The following is a 15,818-nucleotide window of genomic DNA, read 5'->3' as shown; positions in this document are numbered from 1 at the left end:
TGGCATACAACTATTATATGCACACAACTAAAGGGCGCTGCCACGTCCGTCGTCGGTGGTTCACTCCCCGCTCGCCCGGCCGAGGCCGAGCCGCGATCCGGCCGTACTCGAACAACCGGCCTTGTTCCGGAGCAAGCGGCATCGACCGGTCGACGATCGCCACGAACGCGGAGCGGCCGGTAGGGTGCCGGCATGCGAATCTTGATCACCGGCGGCAGCGGCTACATCGGGTCCCACACCACGCTCCAGCTCATCGCCGCGGGCCACGAAGTCGTGATCGCGGACAACTTCAGCCGGAGCAAGCCCTCGGTCATCGGCCGCCTGGAGGCGCTCTCCGGCGCGGCGATCAAGCACCACGCCATCGACCTCACCGACCGGGAGGCGACCGACCACCTCTTCGCTCAGGAGACGTTCGACGCGGTCGTCCACTTCGCCGGACTGAAGGCGGTCGGGGAGTCCGTCGCGATGCCCGTGGAGTACTACTCGAACAACCTCGGCTCGACCCTCTCCCTGCTGACCGCGATGCGCGCGCACGGCGTCAGGAAGCTGGTGTTCTCCTCCTCCGCCACCGTCTACGGCGAGCACGCGCCGGTGCCGATGCGGGAGTCCTTCCCCACCTCGGCGAACAACCCCTACGGCTGGACCAAGGTGATGCAGGAGCAGATCCTGCGCGACGTCGCCGCGGCCGACCCGGAGATGCGGATCGCACTGCTGCGCTACTTCAACCCGGTCGGCGCCCACCGGTCCGGGATGATCGGCGAGGACCCGCAGGGCGTGCCCAACAACCTGATGCCGCTGCTCGCCCAGATCGCCGTCGGGCGACGGGACCACCTGCGCCTCTACGGCCAGGACTACCCCACCCCCGACGGCACCGCCCGCCGCGACTACCTGCACGTCGAGGACCTGGCCGCCGGCCACGTCGCCGCCCTGGACAAGCTCGGCGAGACGGCGGAGCCGGTCTCGACCTGGAACCTGGGCACCGGGACGCCGACCTCGGTCCTCGAACTGGTGGCGGCCTTCGCCGAGGCCAGCGGCAGGGAGATCCGGACCGTCGACGCACCGAGGCGTCCCGGCGACATCGCGGACTCCTACGCGGACCCGGCCCGCGCCGAGACCGAGCTGGGCTGGGTGGCCGCCCGCACCATCCACGACATGTGCGCGGACACCTGGCGATGGCAGTCGCAGAACCCGGACGGCTTCCCGGACGCCTAGCCGTGTCGCCCCGCGCGGTTGCGGACGCGGCCGGACCCGTGTCCCACGCCGGCCGAACTCGGGCCGCGATGGTGACCGGCACCGACGGCATCCCGGTCGGCGGAGGCCGGATCCCGTGATCACACCGCGGTCGCGTCCCGCGAGGTGCTAACCTCGCAGGCCTGCCTGGTTCGCCTACGTCCCGATGTGGTGAGATGTCCGCACACGGTCATGAGTCGCTGCTGGGGGGTCGATGTGCTGAGGAGTGGACGGCTGCTCGCACTGGACGAGGACGCGGTGCGGCTCGCCGCCGCGGGCCTGGTCCGGCTGGGTGTGCAGGAGTGGCTGGAAGGGGCTGCGGGGATCCCGGCGTGGCGGATCCGCGCGGGCTCGTTCGCCCACGCGTGGCTGGCGTTCGGCGACCCGCCCGCGCCGGGCCTGCGGGTGCCGGCCGGGCCGGTCCTCCGGTCGCTCGTCCACCGGGCCGCACAGCTGCTCCTGCAGGTCCACGACGGGGAGGGACCGGCCGTACTGGAATGGCTGGGCCTGCACTCGGCCGAGGTCCGCGAGCAGGCCCGCCGGACGGATGCGGCGCACCCGGCCGAACCCACCGCCCTCACCCTGGTCTGGCACGGCGTCCAGGCCCTCACCGCACGAGGCGAGCGCGACCACGACCGGCGCATCGATGAAAAGTGCGAGGCTTACATCCGCGAGCGACACCGCCGCCAGGACACCCTGGCGCTACTGCTGGCCTGCGCCCGACTGGCCGCCACCGCCCTGGTGGAGCTCAGTGACGGGGATCCGGGCCAGGCGGGCGACCGGCTCGAGGAACACGCGGCGCGGCACATGCCGCTCGCCGGCCCGGCACCGCTGTGGGTGCCGGGACGGCCCCGGCAGCCGGCCGGCTGAGCACCCGGTCTCGTAGATCATGTCCGAGTGGGGCACCCGCGGGCGCACCTCGGCGGCGTCGGCCGGCCCCGCGGGCGTGCCCGCGGTCCGTCCCCGCGGGTCAGTCCTGCGGACGCCATTTCCTGGTGAATCGTCGCGCACCGTAAGCGATCGGCGGCAACACGAGGAGCCAGGCCCCGGAGTGTGTCAGGGCCGTGAGTCCCAGTGAGATCGCCCCGGACGCGGGGAAAAGCGCGTAGGCGGCCCGGGCGGCGCGCTCCTTCGGCCCCCTCGGGGCAGGGGAGCCAGCTGCTCTCTGGCCGGTCAGAACGGCCTCCGCCTCTGTTGCGGGCACCGTCGTACGCTCGAATTCCGGACCGGGCGCCGGCAAATCCTCGAACAGCGCCTGCAAGTCGGCACGCGCTACGGCGGCGTGCGCCAGATCCACTCGATCCCCGAACTCCCCCATGGAGAGCCGACCCGCCACCATGTGGACGCTCAACGCCTCCACCGCGTTGTCCCGCTCGGCCGCGCCGACACGGACATCCGGAAGCACCTGCACGGATTCCCCCTCCACGTTTCGCGCCCCCAGCCTACGGGCGGAGTTCCCAGAACGCACAGCTGGCACGGAGATCCGCACCGCGCCCGGCGCGCGACGGACGAAGGCGCGCTCAGCCGACGGCAGCGCCGAACCACTTCGGCAGCCGGCCGAGCAGATCCTGCTGGTCCTCACCGACCCAGGCCACGTGGCCGTCCGGTCGCAGCAGCACCGCGGGCACGTCCAGTTCCTCGCTGACGTCGACGACGTGATCGACCCGATCCGCCCAACCCTCCACCGAAAGCCGGCCGGTCTGGTCGAGCAGCAGTCCGCGGCCGCCGTGCGTCAGCTCGTAGAGGCGCCCCCGCTTCAGCCCCACGTCCCGCATCCGCCGGCCGAGCAGTTCATGCCCCTCGCCGAAGTCGTAGCGGACCCCGATCGCCGTGATCTTCTCGAGCAGGTACCGGTTCACCTCCTCGAAGTCCATCAGTTCCGACACCAGCCGGCGCACCGCCCGGGCACCCGGCTCGGGGGACAGCAGCTCGGTCTGCGCGCGGGTGTTGTCCAGCACGGCTTCCGCCACCGGGTGCCGTTCCGTGTGGTAGCTGTCCAGCAGCCCCTCCGGCGCCCAGCCGTTGACCTCGGCGGCCAGTTTCCAGCCGAGGTTGAACGCGTCCTGGACGCCGAGGTTGAGCCCCTGCCCGCCGGTCGGCGGGTGGATGTGCGCCGCGTCGCCGGCCAGCAGCACCCGGCCGGTCCGGTAACGCTCGGCCAGCCGGGTGGCGTCGCCGAAGCGGGAGATCCAGCGCGGTGAGTGCGCGCCGAAGTCGGTGCCGGCGAACACCCGCAGCCGCTGCTTGAGCTCCTCGAGGGTCGGCGCAGTCGCACGGTCCTCGGCCACCCCTTCGGCTGGCACGATCACGCGGTACACCCCGTCCCCCATGGGGATGGCGCCGAACCGCACATGGGTCTTGCGGACTTCGCCCACCACGGCGGCCAGCGTCTCCGGCGGCACGGCCACCTCCACCTCGCCCAACAGCGTCTCGGCCCTGGCGGGCTCGCCGGGGAAACCGACGCCGAGCAGCTTGCGCACCGTACTGCGGCCACCGTCGCAGCCGACGAGGTAACGCGAGCGCAACCGGGTGCCGTCGGCCAGCTCGGCGGTCACCCCGTCTTCGTCCTGGCTCAGCCCGACCAGTTCGCAGCCGCGCCGGATCTCGGCGCCGAGCTCGGTGGCGTGCTCGGTCAGCAGGCGCTCGGTGACGCTCTGCGGGATGGCGAGGACGTACGAATGCGCGGTGTCCAGCCGGTCGGGCCACCGCTTGCCCATGCCGGCGAAGAAACCACCGACCGCGAACTGCTTGCCGAGCGCGAGGAACCGCTCCAACAGACCTCGCTGGTCCATCACCTCGATGCTGCGCACGTGCATGCCGAGCGCGCGGGACTGCCCGGTCGGCTCAGGCTCCTTCTCCAACACGAGCGCCCGCACGCCGTGCAGCCGCAACTCGCCGGCCAGCATCAGGCCGGTCGGGCCGCCGCCGGCAACGATCACGTCGATCATGAAAACCCCATTTCCCCAGGTCCTGGCTTCGGCCGACGATTCTGCGGCACGACCGGGGCCTTGCCGCAAGCCCCCCGGTGCGCTATAAGTTGAAAGTGGCAAGGAGTGGGTGACCTCCTTGCCTTTCCTTTTCGTCCGCCTGCTGCGCCGTCGTCCGGTGCGGACGGACACCCTCCTCACGGAGCGGCGTCGCGCCGCGTGCGGCGGTACGCCCGCTGACCGTCCCGAACGCCGCAACCATCACCGCCCCGGGTGGCCGTGCCGGGGGATGCCGGGGATGGTGGAGGAAGGATCTTCGGCTGTTCGGTGAGGTGCGGCGGTGAGCGACAAGGCGAGTGTTCCGCGGATCGTGGTCGGGGTGGACGGTTCGGAGTCGTCCGAGGAAGCGCTGCGGTGGGCGGTCCGACAGGCCGCACTGGTCGGAGCCACGGTCGACGCGCTGATCGCCTGGGACTACCCCCGCGTCTACGGTTGGCCGGCCCCGACGGTCGAGACCTTCGACTACGAGGAGAACGCCCGCAAGGTGCTGGCCGAGACCATCAGCAAGGCCGTCGGCCCCGAACCACCGGTCGAGATCAGCTCCCTGGCCATCCAGGGGGACCCGGCGACCGCGCTGCTGGACGCGGCACGCGGCGCGACCCTCCTGGTCGTGGGCAACCGAGGGCACGGCGGATTCACCGGGGCTCTCCTCGGATCCGTGAGCCAGCGCTGCGTCCACCACGCCCACTGCCCCGTCGTGATCGTCCGCGACACCAGCACCTGACGGACCCGTCCCCCGGGCCACACGGCGCACGGGCCTTCGGCACGACCGCCGTTGGCGCGTGGACGCGGACGTCCCGTGCCGGGCCACGGACCCGGTGCGGGCGTCGACCGCGTCCGCCACCCCGGTTGACCGGCCCGCGCATCGGGGTAGTGAGCGTGCATGGACGAGATCCTGGTGGAAGAGAACTTCGCGCACATAGACGGCAGCGACATGAACGTCATCCTCGACCTGCTCGACGAGCTGAACCTCGAGGCCGAGCCCACCGCGCCACGCAGCAGCGGCAGGGGCCGCCGCTGGGAGCTGACCATGCACTGGCAGCCGGCGGGACCGATCCCGGAGAGCACCGACGCGGCGCTGCCCACCGCGGTCGCCAGGATCAGGGACCACTTCGTCACCGCCGGGAAGCAGCCACCGTCAAGGGTTGCCGTGTACGACCGGGACGGACTGGTACTCCGGGCGTTCCAGTTGGACGCCGGGTAACGGATCCGCCGCGGGACGGGGTGTTCGGGAACCGTCAAGCGCGCGCAAGGGTTCCGTCAAGGCGAACGACGGTCGGGTGCCACCCGGGAGCCCCCTGGCATAGCGTCAACGCCGGGCAGATGTTTCACACAGGTGAACTGGCTGCCCTGTCCTCGCTGTTGACGTGTTGACGAGGGGGATCACGGTGACGACCTCACGCCTGTGCCTACCACCGCTCACCGGACCGGTGGCCGCCGAGGCCGAGGACCTGCTGCGCCAACTCTCGGCCGAGGGGCACCTCCCGGCCGACGCCGCGGCGCAGCGGGTCAAGGAGATGACGAACGAGCTGACCGCGACGGGCACCTACCGGCAGAGCGCGGAGGAACTCCTCCACGGCGCCCGGATCGCCTGGCGGAACAACCCCCAGTGCGTCGGCAAGTTCTACTGGAAGGGACTGGAGGTCCGGGACTGCCGCGAGGTCGGGGCCGACGGTGACGAGAGCGCCCTGTTCGAGGCTCTCGTGGACCACCTTCGACTGGCCTGGAACGGCGGCCGGGTCCGGCTGCTGCTGAGCGTCTTCGCACCGAGCAGGCCCGGCCGCCCCGGTCCCCGGGTCTGGAACGGCCAGCTCATCCGCTACGCCGGCTACCGGCAGCACGACGGGTCCTTCGTGGGCGACCCCGAGACGGCGGACCTCACCGAGGCCGTCCGGCGGCTCGGTTGGCGCGGCGAGGGCACCGAGTACGACGTCCTGCCCCTGGTCATCCAGTCGCCGGGACGCGAACCCCGGTGGTTCGACCTGCCACCGGACGCCGTCCCCGAGGTGCGCGTCAGCCACCCCGACCACCCGTGGTTCGAACGGCTCGGCCTGCGCTGGCACGCCTTTCCCACCATCTCCGACCAGGTCCTGGAACTGGGCGGCCTGCGCTACCCCCTGGCACCGTTCAGCGCCTGGTACACCTGCACCGAGATCGGCGCCCGCAACCTGTCCGACACCAACCGCTACGACAAACTCCCCGCGGTCGCCCGAGGGATGGGCCTGGACACCGGCCGGGACCGCACCCTGTGGCGGGACCGCGCGCTGCTGGAGCTCACCGCGGCCGTGCTGCACTCCTACGACCAGGCCGGAGTCTCCATCATCGACCACCACTTCGCCACCAAGCAGTTCGTGCGGCACGAGGAGCGCGAGCACAGGAGCGGACGCGGCTGCCCGGCCGACTGGTCCGCCATCGTGCCGGCCACCAGCGGATCGACCACCCCGGTCTGGCAGCGGCGGTACCTGCCCACCAGGGTGCTCCCCAACTTCTCCCCCCAGCCGGTGCCGTGGGCCTCCGGCGGCGCCGAGGGGTGAACGGTTGCCGCTCGGCCCGTTCCCGGTACCGGCCGGGGCGGGGCTGACGGTCGTCGGCGCGCCCTGCCCACCTCCCCGAGCGGGGCCCGCTGTTGGTCGATCCCGGGTGTTCGGCAACCACACCGGGCCCTCCACCCGCTCCACCTGCCAGTCGCGTGGGCGGGCCCGGCCCCTGCCGATCCAGATGTCCAACCGCGGGCCGGAACTTCAGTCCGACACGCCCTGACGCTCCGCCTCGCCCAACCATCGCGTCAGGGCCTCGCACACCTCGTCCGGATCGGGGTCCTCGGCCGCCCACGCGGCATAACCGTCGGGCCGGACCAGTAGGATCGGGCGCAGGCTGGTCGTCGGGGAGGCCGTCACCACTCGCCCCGCCTCCGCCCACGGCGCGGCAACCGCGGCGACACGCGGCCCACCAGCACGAACTTGCCCTCCCGCAACGCCTCGTAGAGCCGGGCCGGTTCCCCGGCCAGGCGGAGGTCCGGTACCCGGCGTCCCGTGAGCGGATGGGAGCCCCGGGGTGCACGGTAGGCGATCCCGATGCCGGAGATGCCGCGTGCCGCGCGCGCCTCCACCACGACCAACTGGTCCACGGCGGTGGCCAGCGCGGCCCGCAACACGCGGACCAGAGACGACCCGCCGGTGACGGCCGTGAGGAGTGCGTGACTGACGCGCAGGACCACGCGCCCCACCGGGTGACGCTCCGCCTGGTAGCTGTCCAGCAGTGCGTCACCGGCCCAGCCGTGCAGGACGGCTGCCAGCTTCCAGCCGAGGTTGGCGGCGTCCTGGAGTCCGGTGTTCATGCCCATGCCGCCGGCGGGCGACTGGACGTGTGCGGCGTCGCCCGCGAGGAACACCCTTCCCTGCCGGTAGCGGGGCACCTGCCGCTCGTCGCTGTGGAAGCGCGTCCGCACCGACGACGTAACGGGCCGGAGTGTGGCTAGTCCAGGTCCTCCAACGCAGCCCGGGTCGACTCCTCGATGCTGCGCAGGGCGGCCCGGGCTGCCACCGGGTCGTCGCAGAGCACCTCGCCCGCCACCGCCGCCTGGATCGTGGTCGCCGTCAGCGTGTGCCCGATCGAGTCGTGCAACTCGTGGGCCAGCCGGTTGCGTTCGGCCAGCAGCTGCTCCCGCTCGGCCGCCAACGCAAGCCGCTCGGCCGCCGACGGCCCCAGCAGCCTCGGCGCCAACCACCGCAGAGCGCCCGTCAGTACCGCGCACAGCGCCGGCACCAGCAGCAGGCAGGCGAGCGCCACCACCCAGCTCCAGACGCCCGTCACCCGCACCGACCAGCTGAACAGGCTCAGCCCTCGCCTTGCCGCCGACCCAACCCCCTGGCAGGGCCGCGCCAGCACCGAGCAGCACCAGGCTCGCCACGCCTCCCGTCCACCCCAGTGCCACGTGCAGCAGAAACCAGACCGGAGTCCGCCAGCGGTCGGCACCGGGCGGCACGGCGGGGGCCCGCACGGCAGGACTCGGCCCGGCGCCGGTTGAGTGCGCCGACTGACGACCGGCCACCAAGTCCGGCAGCGGCACCCTCAACAGTCGACGGGCGCAGGCGATCAGCACCCGCCGCGTGGTGCGGGCCAGCCCGAGCACGGCGACCAGCGCCGCCCAGACCAACAGAGCCAGGACCGCCTGCACTCCGTAGGGTGCCGAGCGCCAGACCAGCGCCGGCACCATGGCGAAAGGCAGCAGTGGCAGGCTCACCAACGCGCCGCAGTAGGCGAACAGCGCACCCGCATACGTGGAGCCGCGCAGCAGCGGCCGGATTCCCCTGAACATGATCGCCAGTATGACCGAGCAGCTCACCGGCGACCTCCCCCGATCGAGGGAGCGTTCCCTCCCGCCTTCCCTCGATGCGCACCCCACGGTCCGACGACCAGGATCGTGCCCTGCCACGCTGACGGAGGGGACAACCGATGAACACGCAAGAGCTGGAGACATCGCCGAATCCCAGCGCGCCGGCCCGGCCGCCTCGACTCACCGGGCCCCAGTGCAGACACGCACAGCGCCCGGTCTGCCGCTATCGGCATCGGCATCGGCTTGGACCCGGGTCACAGGAGCAGACCGGCACACCACCCTGTTCCCGAGGGCGCGGCCAGGGCAGGCAGTCAAGTCTGAAACCTTCTTCCTGCCCAGGGAACCGTGGCAGCTGACGGGAGTTGAGCTGTCGCCACCCGTCGCACACCCCCGAACGCCGGGAAGACGGGAGCCGTCTCAGCCGGTCCTCGAGCCTCCGCGCTCAGCAGCGCAGCGTCCGTGGGCTGCGAGGTCGTTCCCAGGTGCGGGGTGCCGGCGTGCGGCAGCCCGCACCCGTTCACTTCGCGGCTTCCTTGAGCTTCGACCCGGCGCTGACCTTCGCGCTGTAGCCGGCCTCGATCTGGATCGGCTCACCGGTCTGCGGGTTGCGCGCGGTGCGGGCCGCCCGGTGGGTGCGCTCGATCGTCAGGAAGCCGGGGATCGTCAGCTTCTCGTCGCCCTTGAAGACGATCTCGCCGGCGATCTCGGCGAACGCCGTCAGGACGGCGTCGGCGTCCTTCCTCGCCACCTGGGCACGGTCGGCCAGAGCAACCAGAAGTTCACTGCGGTTCATTTCGCGCGCTTTCGGTCAAGGGACATGACGCTCCGCATGCTGCCAGACGAGTCCGCCATCGGTTCCATCAGACGCGGACGACGCGCCGTGGCTGTCTCTCCCCGGTTGTCGGTAGTCGAGGCACCACAGCCGCGAAGTAGGACAGCCCGCGGGGGCGCCCTCCGACCGCGGCCGGCAACCGGTCAGCCGTCCCGGGGTGCGCCCGCCGGTACGGTGCTCAGGCACGCGCCGCTTACTGGCGCACCGTCAGCTCCGAACGGTGCCGGGCGGCGCGGTCGTCATCGTCGGCGGACCAGCCGGTGTCGGGACGTCCCTGTGCGCGGCGGGTTCGAACCGGCGCGGACGGCGCATTGGGGGGTGGACACGCCGTGGCAGTGACCCGTTCGGACTCCGCGCGCTCTACCGATGGCCACTGGCCGCAGCAATGATGAGCTGACCGCAGGTGATCCAGGCGACTCCGCGCGCCTGCCCCCTGGCAGCTGGACATGCGGCGGAAGGAGTCCACGGTGTTGCTTCTCATCTCCCCGGACAGCGTCGAGGAGGCCCTCGACTGCGCGAAGGCGGCGGAGCACCTCGACATCGTCGATGTCAAGAAGCCCGACGAGGGCTCGCTCGGCGCGAACTTCCCGTGGGTCATCAAGGAGATCCGCGACGCGGTCCCGGCGGACAAGCCGGTGTCCGCCACCGTGGGAGACGTGCCGTACAAACCCGGCACGGTGGCCCAGGCGGCGCTCGGTGCCGCCGTCTCCGGAGCCACGTACATCAAGGTCGGCCTCTACGGATGCACCACGCCCGACCAGGCCATCGAGGTCATGCGAGGGGTCGTCCGGGCGGTGAAGGACTACCGGCCGGACGCGTTGGTCGTCGCCTCGGGCTACGCGGACGCCCACCGGATCGGCTGCGTCAACCCACTCGCCCTCCCCGACATCGCCCTCCGCTCGGGGTCCGACGCGGCCATGCTCGACACCGCGGTCAAGGACGGGACACGGCTGTTCGACCACGTTCCACCGGACGTCTGCGCGGAGTTCGTCCGGCTGGCCCACGAGGCCGGTCTGCTCGCCGCCCTCGCGGGCAGCGTCAAGGTGAAAGACCTCGGCGCGCTGACCCGTATCGGCACGGACATCGTGGGGGTGCGCGGCGCGGTCTGCGAGGGCGGCGACCGCACCACCGGGCGGATTCAGCCGCAGCTGGTAGCCGCCTTCCGGGCTGAGATGGACCGGCATGCCCGCGAGTACGCAGCTGCCGTCGCCGCCGCGAGCTGACCGCCGGCATGGCGACACCTCAGCCCCGTCGCGCACCCGGGACCCGCGGCGAGCACTTCGCCGTCCTCGATCCGGCCACGGGCGAGGCCTTCGGCGAGGCTCCCGACCAGCAACCGGAGGAGTTGGACGCCACCGTCGGCCGGGCCCACGAGGCCTGGCACGGCTGGCGGGCCAACCCCGCCGTCCGCACCACCGCGCTGCTCGCGGCAGCCGACGCCGTGGAGGCGGCCGGGTCCGAGCTCGCCCCGCTGCTCACCCGTGAACAGGGCAAACCCCTGGCCGAGTCGTACGCGGAGATCGCCCGCACGGCGGCCCGCCTGCGCTACTTCGCTCGGCTGGACCCCTGCCCCCAGCCGATCAGAGACGGCCGGCCGGTGCGCAGCGAGGTCCGCTGGCGGCCGCTCGGGCCCGTCGCCGCGATCGTCCCGTGGAACTTTCCCCTCCAACTCGCGTCGGCGAAGTTCGCACCCGCGCTCGCCGCGGGCAACACGATGGTGCTCAAGCCCTCCCCGTTCACCCCCCTCGCCACACGGCTGCTGGGGTCCGTCGTCTCCACCGCGCTCCCCGAGCACGTACTGACGATCGTCACCGGTCACGAACCCCTCGGTGCCCGTCTCGCGTCCCATCCGGGGATCCGCCACGTCACCTTCACCGGTTCGATTCCCACCGGGCGGGCCGTCGCGCGGGGCGCGGCGGCCTCGCTCGCCCGGGTCACCCTGGAGCTGGGTGGTAATGACGCCGCCATCCTGCTGGAGGACGTGGACGTGGAGCGGATCGCGGACCGGCTGTTCTGGGCGGCGTTCCGCAACTGCGGACAGGTCTGCATGGCGGTCAAGCGCGTCTACGCCCCGGCCCGGCTCTACTCCCAGGTGGTCGAGGCCCTCGCGCAGCGCGCCAAAGCCACCGTCGTCGGTGCCGGGCTCGACCCGGGCTCGCAGCTGGGGCCGGTCAACAACGCTCCCCAGCTGGCCCGGGTCGAGCGCTACACGGCCCAGGCCCTGGCAGACGGCGCCCGAGCCGTGGCCGGCGGCCACCGGCTGGACCGACCGGGCTACTTCTTCGCCCCGACGATCCTGGCCGATGTGCCGCCCGACAGCCCGGTGGTGACGGAGGAGCAGTTCGGTCCGGTCCTGCCGGTGCTGCCGTACGGGAGCCTCGACGAGGCCATCGCGGCGGCCAACGACACCGGCTTCGGGCTGGGCGGCTCGGTGTGGGGGACCGACCTCGACCTGGCCGAGGCGGCGGCCGACCGGTTGGAGTGCGGGACGGTGTGGATCAACCACCACGCCGAACTCTCCCTCGCCCAGCCCTTCGCCGGCACCAAGGAGAGCGGTGTCGGCGTCGCGGGCGGGCCGTGGGGCTTCTACGGGAACCTCAGGCCGTTCGTCGTGCACCGTCCGGAGGAAGCGTGACCATGAGGTTCGGCGCGGCGGTACTGCGCTCCCACGAGGGCCGGTTCGCCGTCGAGGAGGTGCTCCTGCACGCGGGGCCGGCCGACGGCGAGGTCCTGGTCAGGATCGCGGGCTGCGGGATGTGCCGGACCGACCTGGCGGTCCGGCGTTCGGCGGGCCGCTCCCCACTGCCGGCGGTGCTCGGCCACGAGGGGGCCGGGGTCGTAGTGGAGACGGGCGGTCCGGACACCGGCCTGCGCGTCGGTGACCATGTCGTGCTGAGCTTCGACTCCTGCGGACACTGCCGGAACTGCCTGGGCGCGGCTCCCGCCTACTGTGACTCCTTCGCCTCGCTCAACCTGTTCGGAGGGCGCGAGGAGGACACGGCACGGCTCACCGACGTGGCCGGGGGCGAACTGGCCCCCCGGTGGTTCGGCCAGTCCTCGTTCGCCGAGTACGCGCTGGTCCCGGCCCGCAACGCCGTCCGGGTCGATCCCGCACTGCCCATCGACCTGCTCGGGCCGCTCGGCTGCGGCTTCCTTACCGGCGCCGGAGCGGTCTTGAACGCCTTCGGCGCCGGCCCCGGCGACACCATCGCGGTCTTCGGCACGGGAGCCGTGGGCCTGGCCGCGGTGATGGCGGCCACCGCCGCCGGGGCGGTGACCGTTGCCGTCGACCGGCACCCCGAACGGCTGGACCTGGCCGAGCGGTTCCGCGCGATCCCGCTGCACGCCGGGTCGGCCGGCCTGCCCGACCGCATCCGGCGACTGACCGACGGCGGCGCGCAGTACGCGCTGGACACCACGGGCTCCGCCCAACTGATCAACGACGCGCTCCGGGCCCTGCGCCCGACCGGCCACCTCGGACTGGTGGCACGGCTCCACACCACGCTGCCGATCGAACCGGGGGCACTGGACCGGGGCCGGAGGATCTCCCACATCTGTGAGGGGGACGCGGTGCCAGGACTGCTGATTCCGCGGCTGACCGGGCTCTGGCAGGCCGGGCGGTTCCCCTTCGACCAGCTGATCCGTACGTACCCGCTCGCCGACATCAACGAGGCCGAGCGTGACTGCGAGGCGGGCCGCGTGGTCAAGCCCGTCCTGGTTCCGGAGGGGTGGAGCCGTTGAGCGGCTGCCAACGCCGCCGCCCCTCTGATCGACCCCGGTCCGGGCGTTACGGCCGGGGCTTGTTCGCGAACACCCACCGGTTGCCCGCCAGCGCGTCGTTCTGCTCGGGCAACGGGCCGCGTCCGTGCCGACGGGTGAAGTCGAAGGGGGTGTGGACCGATGTGGACCAGCCCTTGCTCGCCAGACCACCTGCGGAGTCGGGCCGCGGCTCGCGGACGAAGAGGTTGAGCAGGTCGATGCCGATCTGGTGTTTCGTCGAGGTGTAGAGCGGGCTGTCGCGGTGCTCCAGCAAGTCCCTGTCGAGCTTGACCTCGAACGCCAGAGCGCTTCCCGCCGTACTCAACCGGTCCACCGTGTCGATGAGGTGCGTCTCGGCGGCGTTGGGCAGGTAGAACAGCAACCCCTCGGCCAGCCAGACGCTCGGTGCGGCCTTGTCGAAGCCGGCGTCGGTCAGCGCTCCGACCCAGTCGGCGCGCAGATCGGTCGGGATCGGTACGCGCGCCGCCTTCGGAGTGGCCGACAGCCCACCGAGCACCTCGTGCTTGAACGCCAGCACGCCTTCCCTGTCGATCTCGAAGATCACGCAGCCGGGAGGCCAGTCGAGTCGGAACGCCCGCGTATCCAACCCCGCCCCGAGCAGGACCACTTGGCGGGCACCCGCGTGCACGGACCGGAGGAGGAAGTCGTCCAGGACCCTCGTCCGCAGACCGAAGTACCGCGCGAATCGCCCCCACAGCGGGTTCGCGTCGCCGTCCGGAACCTGTTGCATCCGGACCGGCCAGCCCGCGGACGCCGGTGCGGCGCGCACGAAGTGCTCGGCGTAGACGTCCCGTGCCAGGCTGTCGTGGCGGTGGGTCTCGATCGCCCGTGCCGCGGCGACCAGGAGAGCGGTCAGGCCGACACCCCCTTCCACACCGTCCACACCGGTGTTCCGATGCGCCGTGCCGACCATGTGTCCTCCCTTGGGGCGAGTGGGGACCACGAACAGCGAGGAATGCGAGTGGTGGATCCGCGCTGAACGCACGACGCCGACCCCGGCGAAGTGCGGTTCGGTGATCCGGCTCAAGACCCTTCTGAGCGGCGGGGCCCGTGTCCAGGCTGGCGTGCTCCCACCGAGGTGGTCACCCGGATTGCCTGCCGGACCTCCCACAGCCTCCTCACTATCCAGCCGACGGTCGCCACCCGCGCGAAAAGCCAACCCGATTCCCCCGAACAGGTGAATCTCGCCGGTATGCTCCCGCGAAGCCCCGAAGTGTGCCGCACCCTCGGCATGCTGTGGATCAACGTGCCTCCTCCAGGCTGCGGGCCGGCCAGACCCCACCGTCAGCACCGGCCGGCCGTCGCCGGCGCTGGACTGGGCAGTCACCCGGAAGCGTGACGACTGCGCGAACGCCTCACGCCGGGCAGCGCGTTGCAGCAGAGACGGCTACGGGGTCCAATGGCCGAAAGAGCGCCGCGATGACGATGTTCCATGGACATGACAAGGGGGATCGGTGGGATGGTCGGCCCGGCGCCGGCTCGAAGCAGCGTCAAGTGGCCTACACGGTGGACCGCTTCGTGCTTCCCACCCGTATCGGAGGAAGAACTCCATGACGTACCGTCTCCTGGCCAGCGCGGTGGCGGGGGCCGCCCTCACCGCGACCGTCCTGCTGGCAGCTCCGGCCGCACAGGCTGCTCCTGCCGCCACACCCCCGGTGAACTGCGGCAACGTCTACATCGGCACAGCCGGGAACCAGCAGTTCCTGCACGCGGCCTGTTCTCCCGTCACCGCACACAGCTGGTCCCTGGTGGTGCAGTGCTCGAACAACCTGACCTACAGCGCGGGCCCCTACACCACCTTCGAGGACGTCTCGGTGTACTGCCCGGCCGGCGCCACGGTCACCAACGGCTGGTACACCTACTCGTAACGGCGAGCACCAGCAGCCGGGTGTCGATGTGCTCGCCGGCCGTCATGTCCCGTCTCGGGTCGTGAGCCCGCGACGTGTGCGGGCTCGTCCATCAGCGATTCGGCACGACGGTGCGGCAGACTTGGTCCGGATGGGCAGGAGCCCGCGGTTCATCCTTCCGGGTGACTTGCGGGCTCTGCCACGGCACGCCCGCGTCTCAAGGCCGGTCTCGGGCCGTCCCCTGCGCCACCGTGCGGCTCCGGCCGAGCAGCCCCGCCACCGACAGGGCTCCCCAGCCGATCGAGACCGCCAGTGCCGCCCGGCGGTGGCGGGCCGTGGGCAGGGTGCGGGACAGCAGCGCGGCGTCGCCGAAGTCCGCGGCGATCCGCAGCAAGGCGGCGGTGCGCAGGCTCCGGTCGTCGGGGGCCAGGGCCATGGCCGCACCACAGGCGGCATCCCGCAGGCCGAGCGGCCGCAGCACGGTCACGACCTCCGGCGCGCCACCGTCGGGGCCGAGCAGGCCGGACGGTCGAGCGAGCAGGTCCGGGCGCACGGTGACGGCGATGCCGTAGACGGCGGTGGCGGCTCCGGTCGCGCGTAGCAGCAGGCGGTTCACCGGTCTCCTTCGGGGTCTGTGGACTGGGGCCGTGCCGCTGCGGGCGGCACCCTGCCCAACCGGAACAGCGAATCGGGCCACCAGGTGGCATCCACGACTCTGTTGCTCAATTCGGCCGAGCAGCAGAGACCGGTCAGGAGGGTCGCAACAGCCCCCGCGTTGCCGCAGGTCGCAGCCCGCGCTTCGGAGC

Annotated in this window: 17 protein-coding genes; 9 read left to right on the top strand and 8 right to left on the bottom strand. The window is 72.0% G+C overall.

What is annotated here, in order from left to right:
* The first annotated feature begins 192 nt into the window (after positions 1 to 192).
* Positions 193 to 1,212 carry a UDP-glucose 4-epimerase GalE gene (gene galE / locus ACZ38L_RS23585; protein ID WP_465696746.1) on the top strand — a complete coding sequence of 340 codons (1,020 nt, stop codon included), beginning with the start codon at positions 193 to 195 and terminating at the stop codon, positions 1,210 to 1,212.
* 234 nt (positions 1,213 to 1,446) lie between these two features.
* The gene (locus tag ACZ38L_RS23580; RefSeq protein ID WP_465696744.1) at positions 1,447 to 2,100 is read left to right on the top strand and encodes a hypothetical protein; all 654 of its coding nucleotides are present in this window, start codon (positions 1,447 to 1,449) and stop codon (positions 2,098 to 2,100) included.
* Positions 2,101 to 2,200: 100 nt separating this feature from the next.
* On the opposite strand, the gene ACZ38L_RS23575 is transcribed toward ACZ38L_RS23580, so the two are convergent.
* On the bottom strand, positions 2,201 to 2,641 hold the full coding sequence (locus tag ACZ38L_RS23575; protein ID WP_465696743.1) for a DUF1707 SHOCT-like domain-containing protein: 441 nt from the start codon (positions 2,639 to 2,641) through the stop codon (positions 2,201 to 2,203).
* 109 nt (positions 2,642 to 2,750) lie between these two features.
* Positions 2,751 to 4,178: a rifampin monooxygenase gene (rox, locus tag ACZ38L_RS23570; RefSeq protein ID WP_465696742.1), complete on the bottom strand. Its 1,428-nt coding sequence runs from the start codon at positions 4,176 to 4,178 to the stop codon at positions 2,751 to 2,753.
* Between the two features lie 319 nt (positions 4,179 to 4,497).
* On the opposite strand from rox, the gene ACZ38L_RS23565 reads away from it, so the two are divergent.
* From ACZ38L_RS23565 to ACZ38L_RS23555, 3 genes are all read left to right on the top strand, one after another.
* On the top strand, positions 4,498 to 4,941 hold the full coding sequence (locus tag ACZ38L_RS23565) for a universal stress protein (protein WP_465696741.1): 444 nt from the start codon (positions 4,498 to 4,500) through the stop codon (positions 4,939 to 4,941).
* A gap of 159 nt (positions 4,942 to 5,100) precedes the next feature.
* Positions 5,101 to 5,421 (top strand): hypothetical protein, encoded by a 321-nt coding sequence (locus ACZ38L_RS23560; RefSeq protein WP_465696740.1) that lies wholly within the window; start codon positions 5,101 to 5,103, stop codon positions 5,419 to 5,421.
* A 184-nt stretch (positions 5,422 to 5,605) separates the two neighbouring features.
* Positions 5,606 to 6,751, top strand: a complete 1,146-nt coding sequence (locus ACZ38L_RS23555) for a nitric oxide synthase oxygenase (RefSeq protein WP_465696739.1) — start codon at positions 5,606 to 5,608, stop codon at positions 6,749 to 6,751.
* Between the two features lie 207 nt (positions 6,752 to 6,958).
* On the opposite strand, the gene ACZ38L_RS23550 is transcribed toward ACZ38L_RS23555, so the two are convergent.
* From ACZ38L_RS23550 to ACZ38L_RS23535, 4 genes are all read right to left on the bottom strand, one after another.
* On the bottom strand, positions 6,959 to 7,114 hold the full coding sequence (locus tag ACZ38L_RS23550; RefSeq protein ID WP_465696828.1) for an aromatic-ring hydroxylase C-terminal domain-containing protein: 156 nt from the start codon (positions 7,112 to 7,114) through the stop codon (positions 6,959 to 6,961).
* Complete coding sequence (locus ACZ38L_RS23545; RefSeq protein WP_465696738.1) at positions 7,111 to 7,665, bottom strand: FAD-dependent monooxygenase; 555 nt, start codon at positions 7,663 to 7,665, stop codon at positions 7,111 to 7,113. The genes ACZ38L_RS23550 and ACZ38L_RS23545 overlap by 4 nt, the downstream gene beginning before the upstream one ends.
* 26 nt (positions 7,666 to 7,691) lie before the next feature.
* Positions 7,692 to 8,030, bottom strand: coding sequence for a histidine kinase (locus ACZ38L_RS23540; RefSeq protein ID WP_465696737.1), 339 nt, complete (start codon positions 8,028 to 8,030; stop codon positions 7,692 to 7,694).
* A 1,040-nt stretch (positions 8,031 to 9,070) separates the two neighbouring features.
* Complete coding sequence (locus ACZ38L_RS23535) at positions 9,071 to 9,346, bottom strand: HU family DNA-binding protein (RefSeq protein WP_396560811.1); 276 nt, start codon at positions 9,344 to 9,346, stop codon at positions 9,071 to 9,073.
* A 485-nt stretch (positions 9,347 to 9,831) separates the two neighbouring features.
* Between ACZ38L_RS23535 and ACZ38L_RS23530 the strand changes: the two genes are divergently transcribed.
* Genes ACZ38L_RS23530 through ACZ38L_RS23520 form a run of 3 tightly spaced genes read left to right on the top strand, consistent with a single transcriptional unit; the run spans position 9,832 to position 13,126 of the window.
* Positions 9,832 to 10,608, top strand: coding sequence for a (5-formylfuran-3-yl)methyl phosphate synthase (locus tag ACZ38L_RS23530; protein WP_465696736.1), 777 nt, complete (start codon positions 9,832 to 9,834; stop codon positions 10,606 to 10,608).
* A gap of 8 nt (positions 10,609 to 10,616) precedes the next feature.
* A complete protein-coding gene (locus ACZ38L_RS23525) occupies positions 10,617 to 12,020 on the top strand; it encodes an aldehyde dehydrogenase family protein (protein ID WP_465696735.1) in 1,404 nt (467 codons plus the stop codon).
* A gap of 2 nt (positions 12,021 to 12,022) precedes the next feature.
* Entirely contained in the window at positions 12,023 to 13,126 is a 1,104-nt protein-coding gene (locus ACZ38L_RS23520; protein ID WP_465696734.1) for an NAD(P)-dependent alcohol dehydrogenase, read from the top strand.
* A 46-nt stretch (positions 13,127 to 13,172) separates the two neighbouring features.
* Here the strand turns inward: ACZ38L_RS23520 and ACZ38L_RS23515 are convergent, their stop codons facing one another.
* Positions 13,173 to 14,078 (bottom strand): class I SAM-dependent methyltransferase, encoded by a 906-nt coding sequence (locus ACZ38L_RS23515; protein ID WP_465696825.1) that lies wholly within the window; start codon positions 14,076 to 14,078, stop codon positions 13,173 to 13,175.
* A 637-nt stretch (positions 14,079 to 14,715) separates the two neighbouring features.
* Between ACZ38L_RS23515 and ACZ38L_RS23510 the strand changes: the two genes are divergently transcribed.
* Entirely contained in the window at positions 14,716 to 15,033 is a 318-nt protein-coding gene (locus tag ACZ38L_RS23510; protein ID WP_465696732.1) for a hypothetical protein, read from the top strand.
* A 196-nt stretch (positions 15,034 to 15,229) separates the two neighbouring features.
* Here the strand turns inward: ACZ38L_RS23510 and ACZ38L_RS23505 are convergent, their stop codons facing one another.
* Complete coding sequence (locus ACZ38L_RS23505; protein WP_465696730.1) at positions 15,230 to 15,628, bottom strand: hypothetical protein; 399 nt, start codon at positions 15,626 to 15,628, stop codon at positions 15,230 to 15,232.
* Positions 15,629 to 15,818: the final 190 nt, after the last annotated feature.

This window comes from Kitasatospora sp. NPDC024654, from assembly GCF_055559155.1.
Note: the sequence above shows the minus strand (reverse complement) of the source record. Positions and strands in the feature narration are given on the sequence as shown.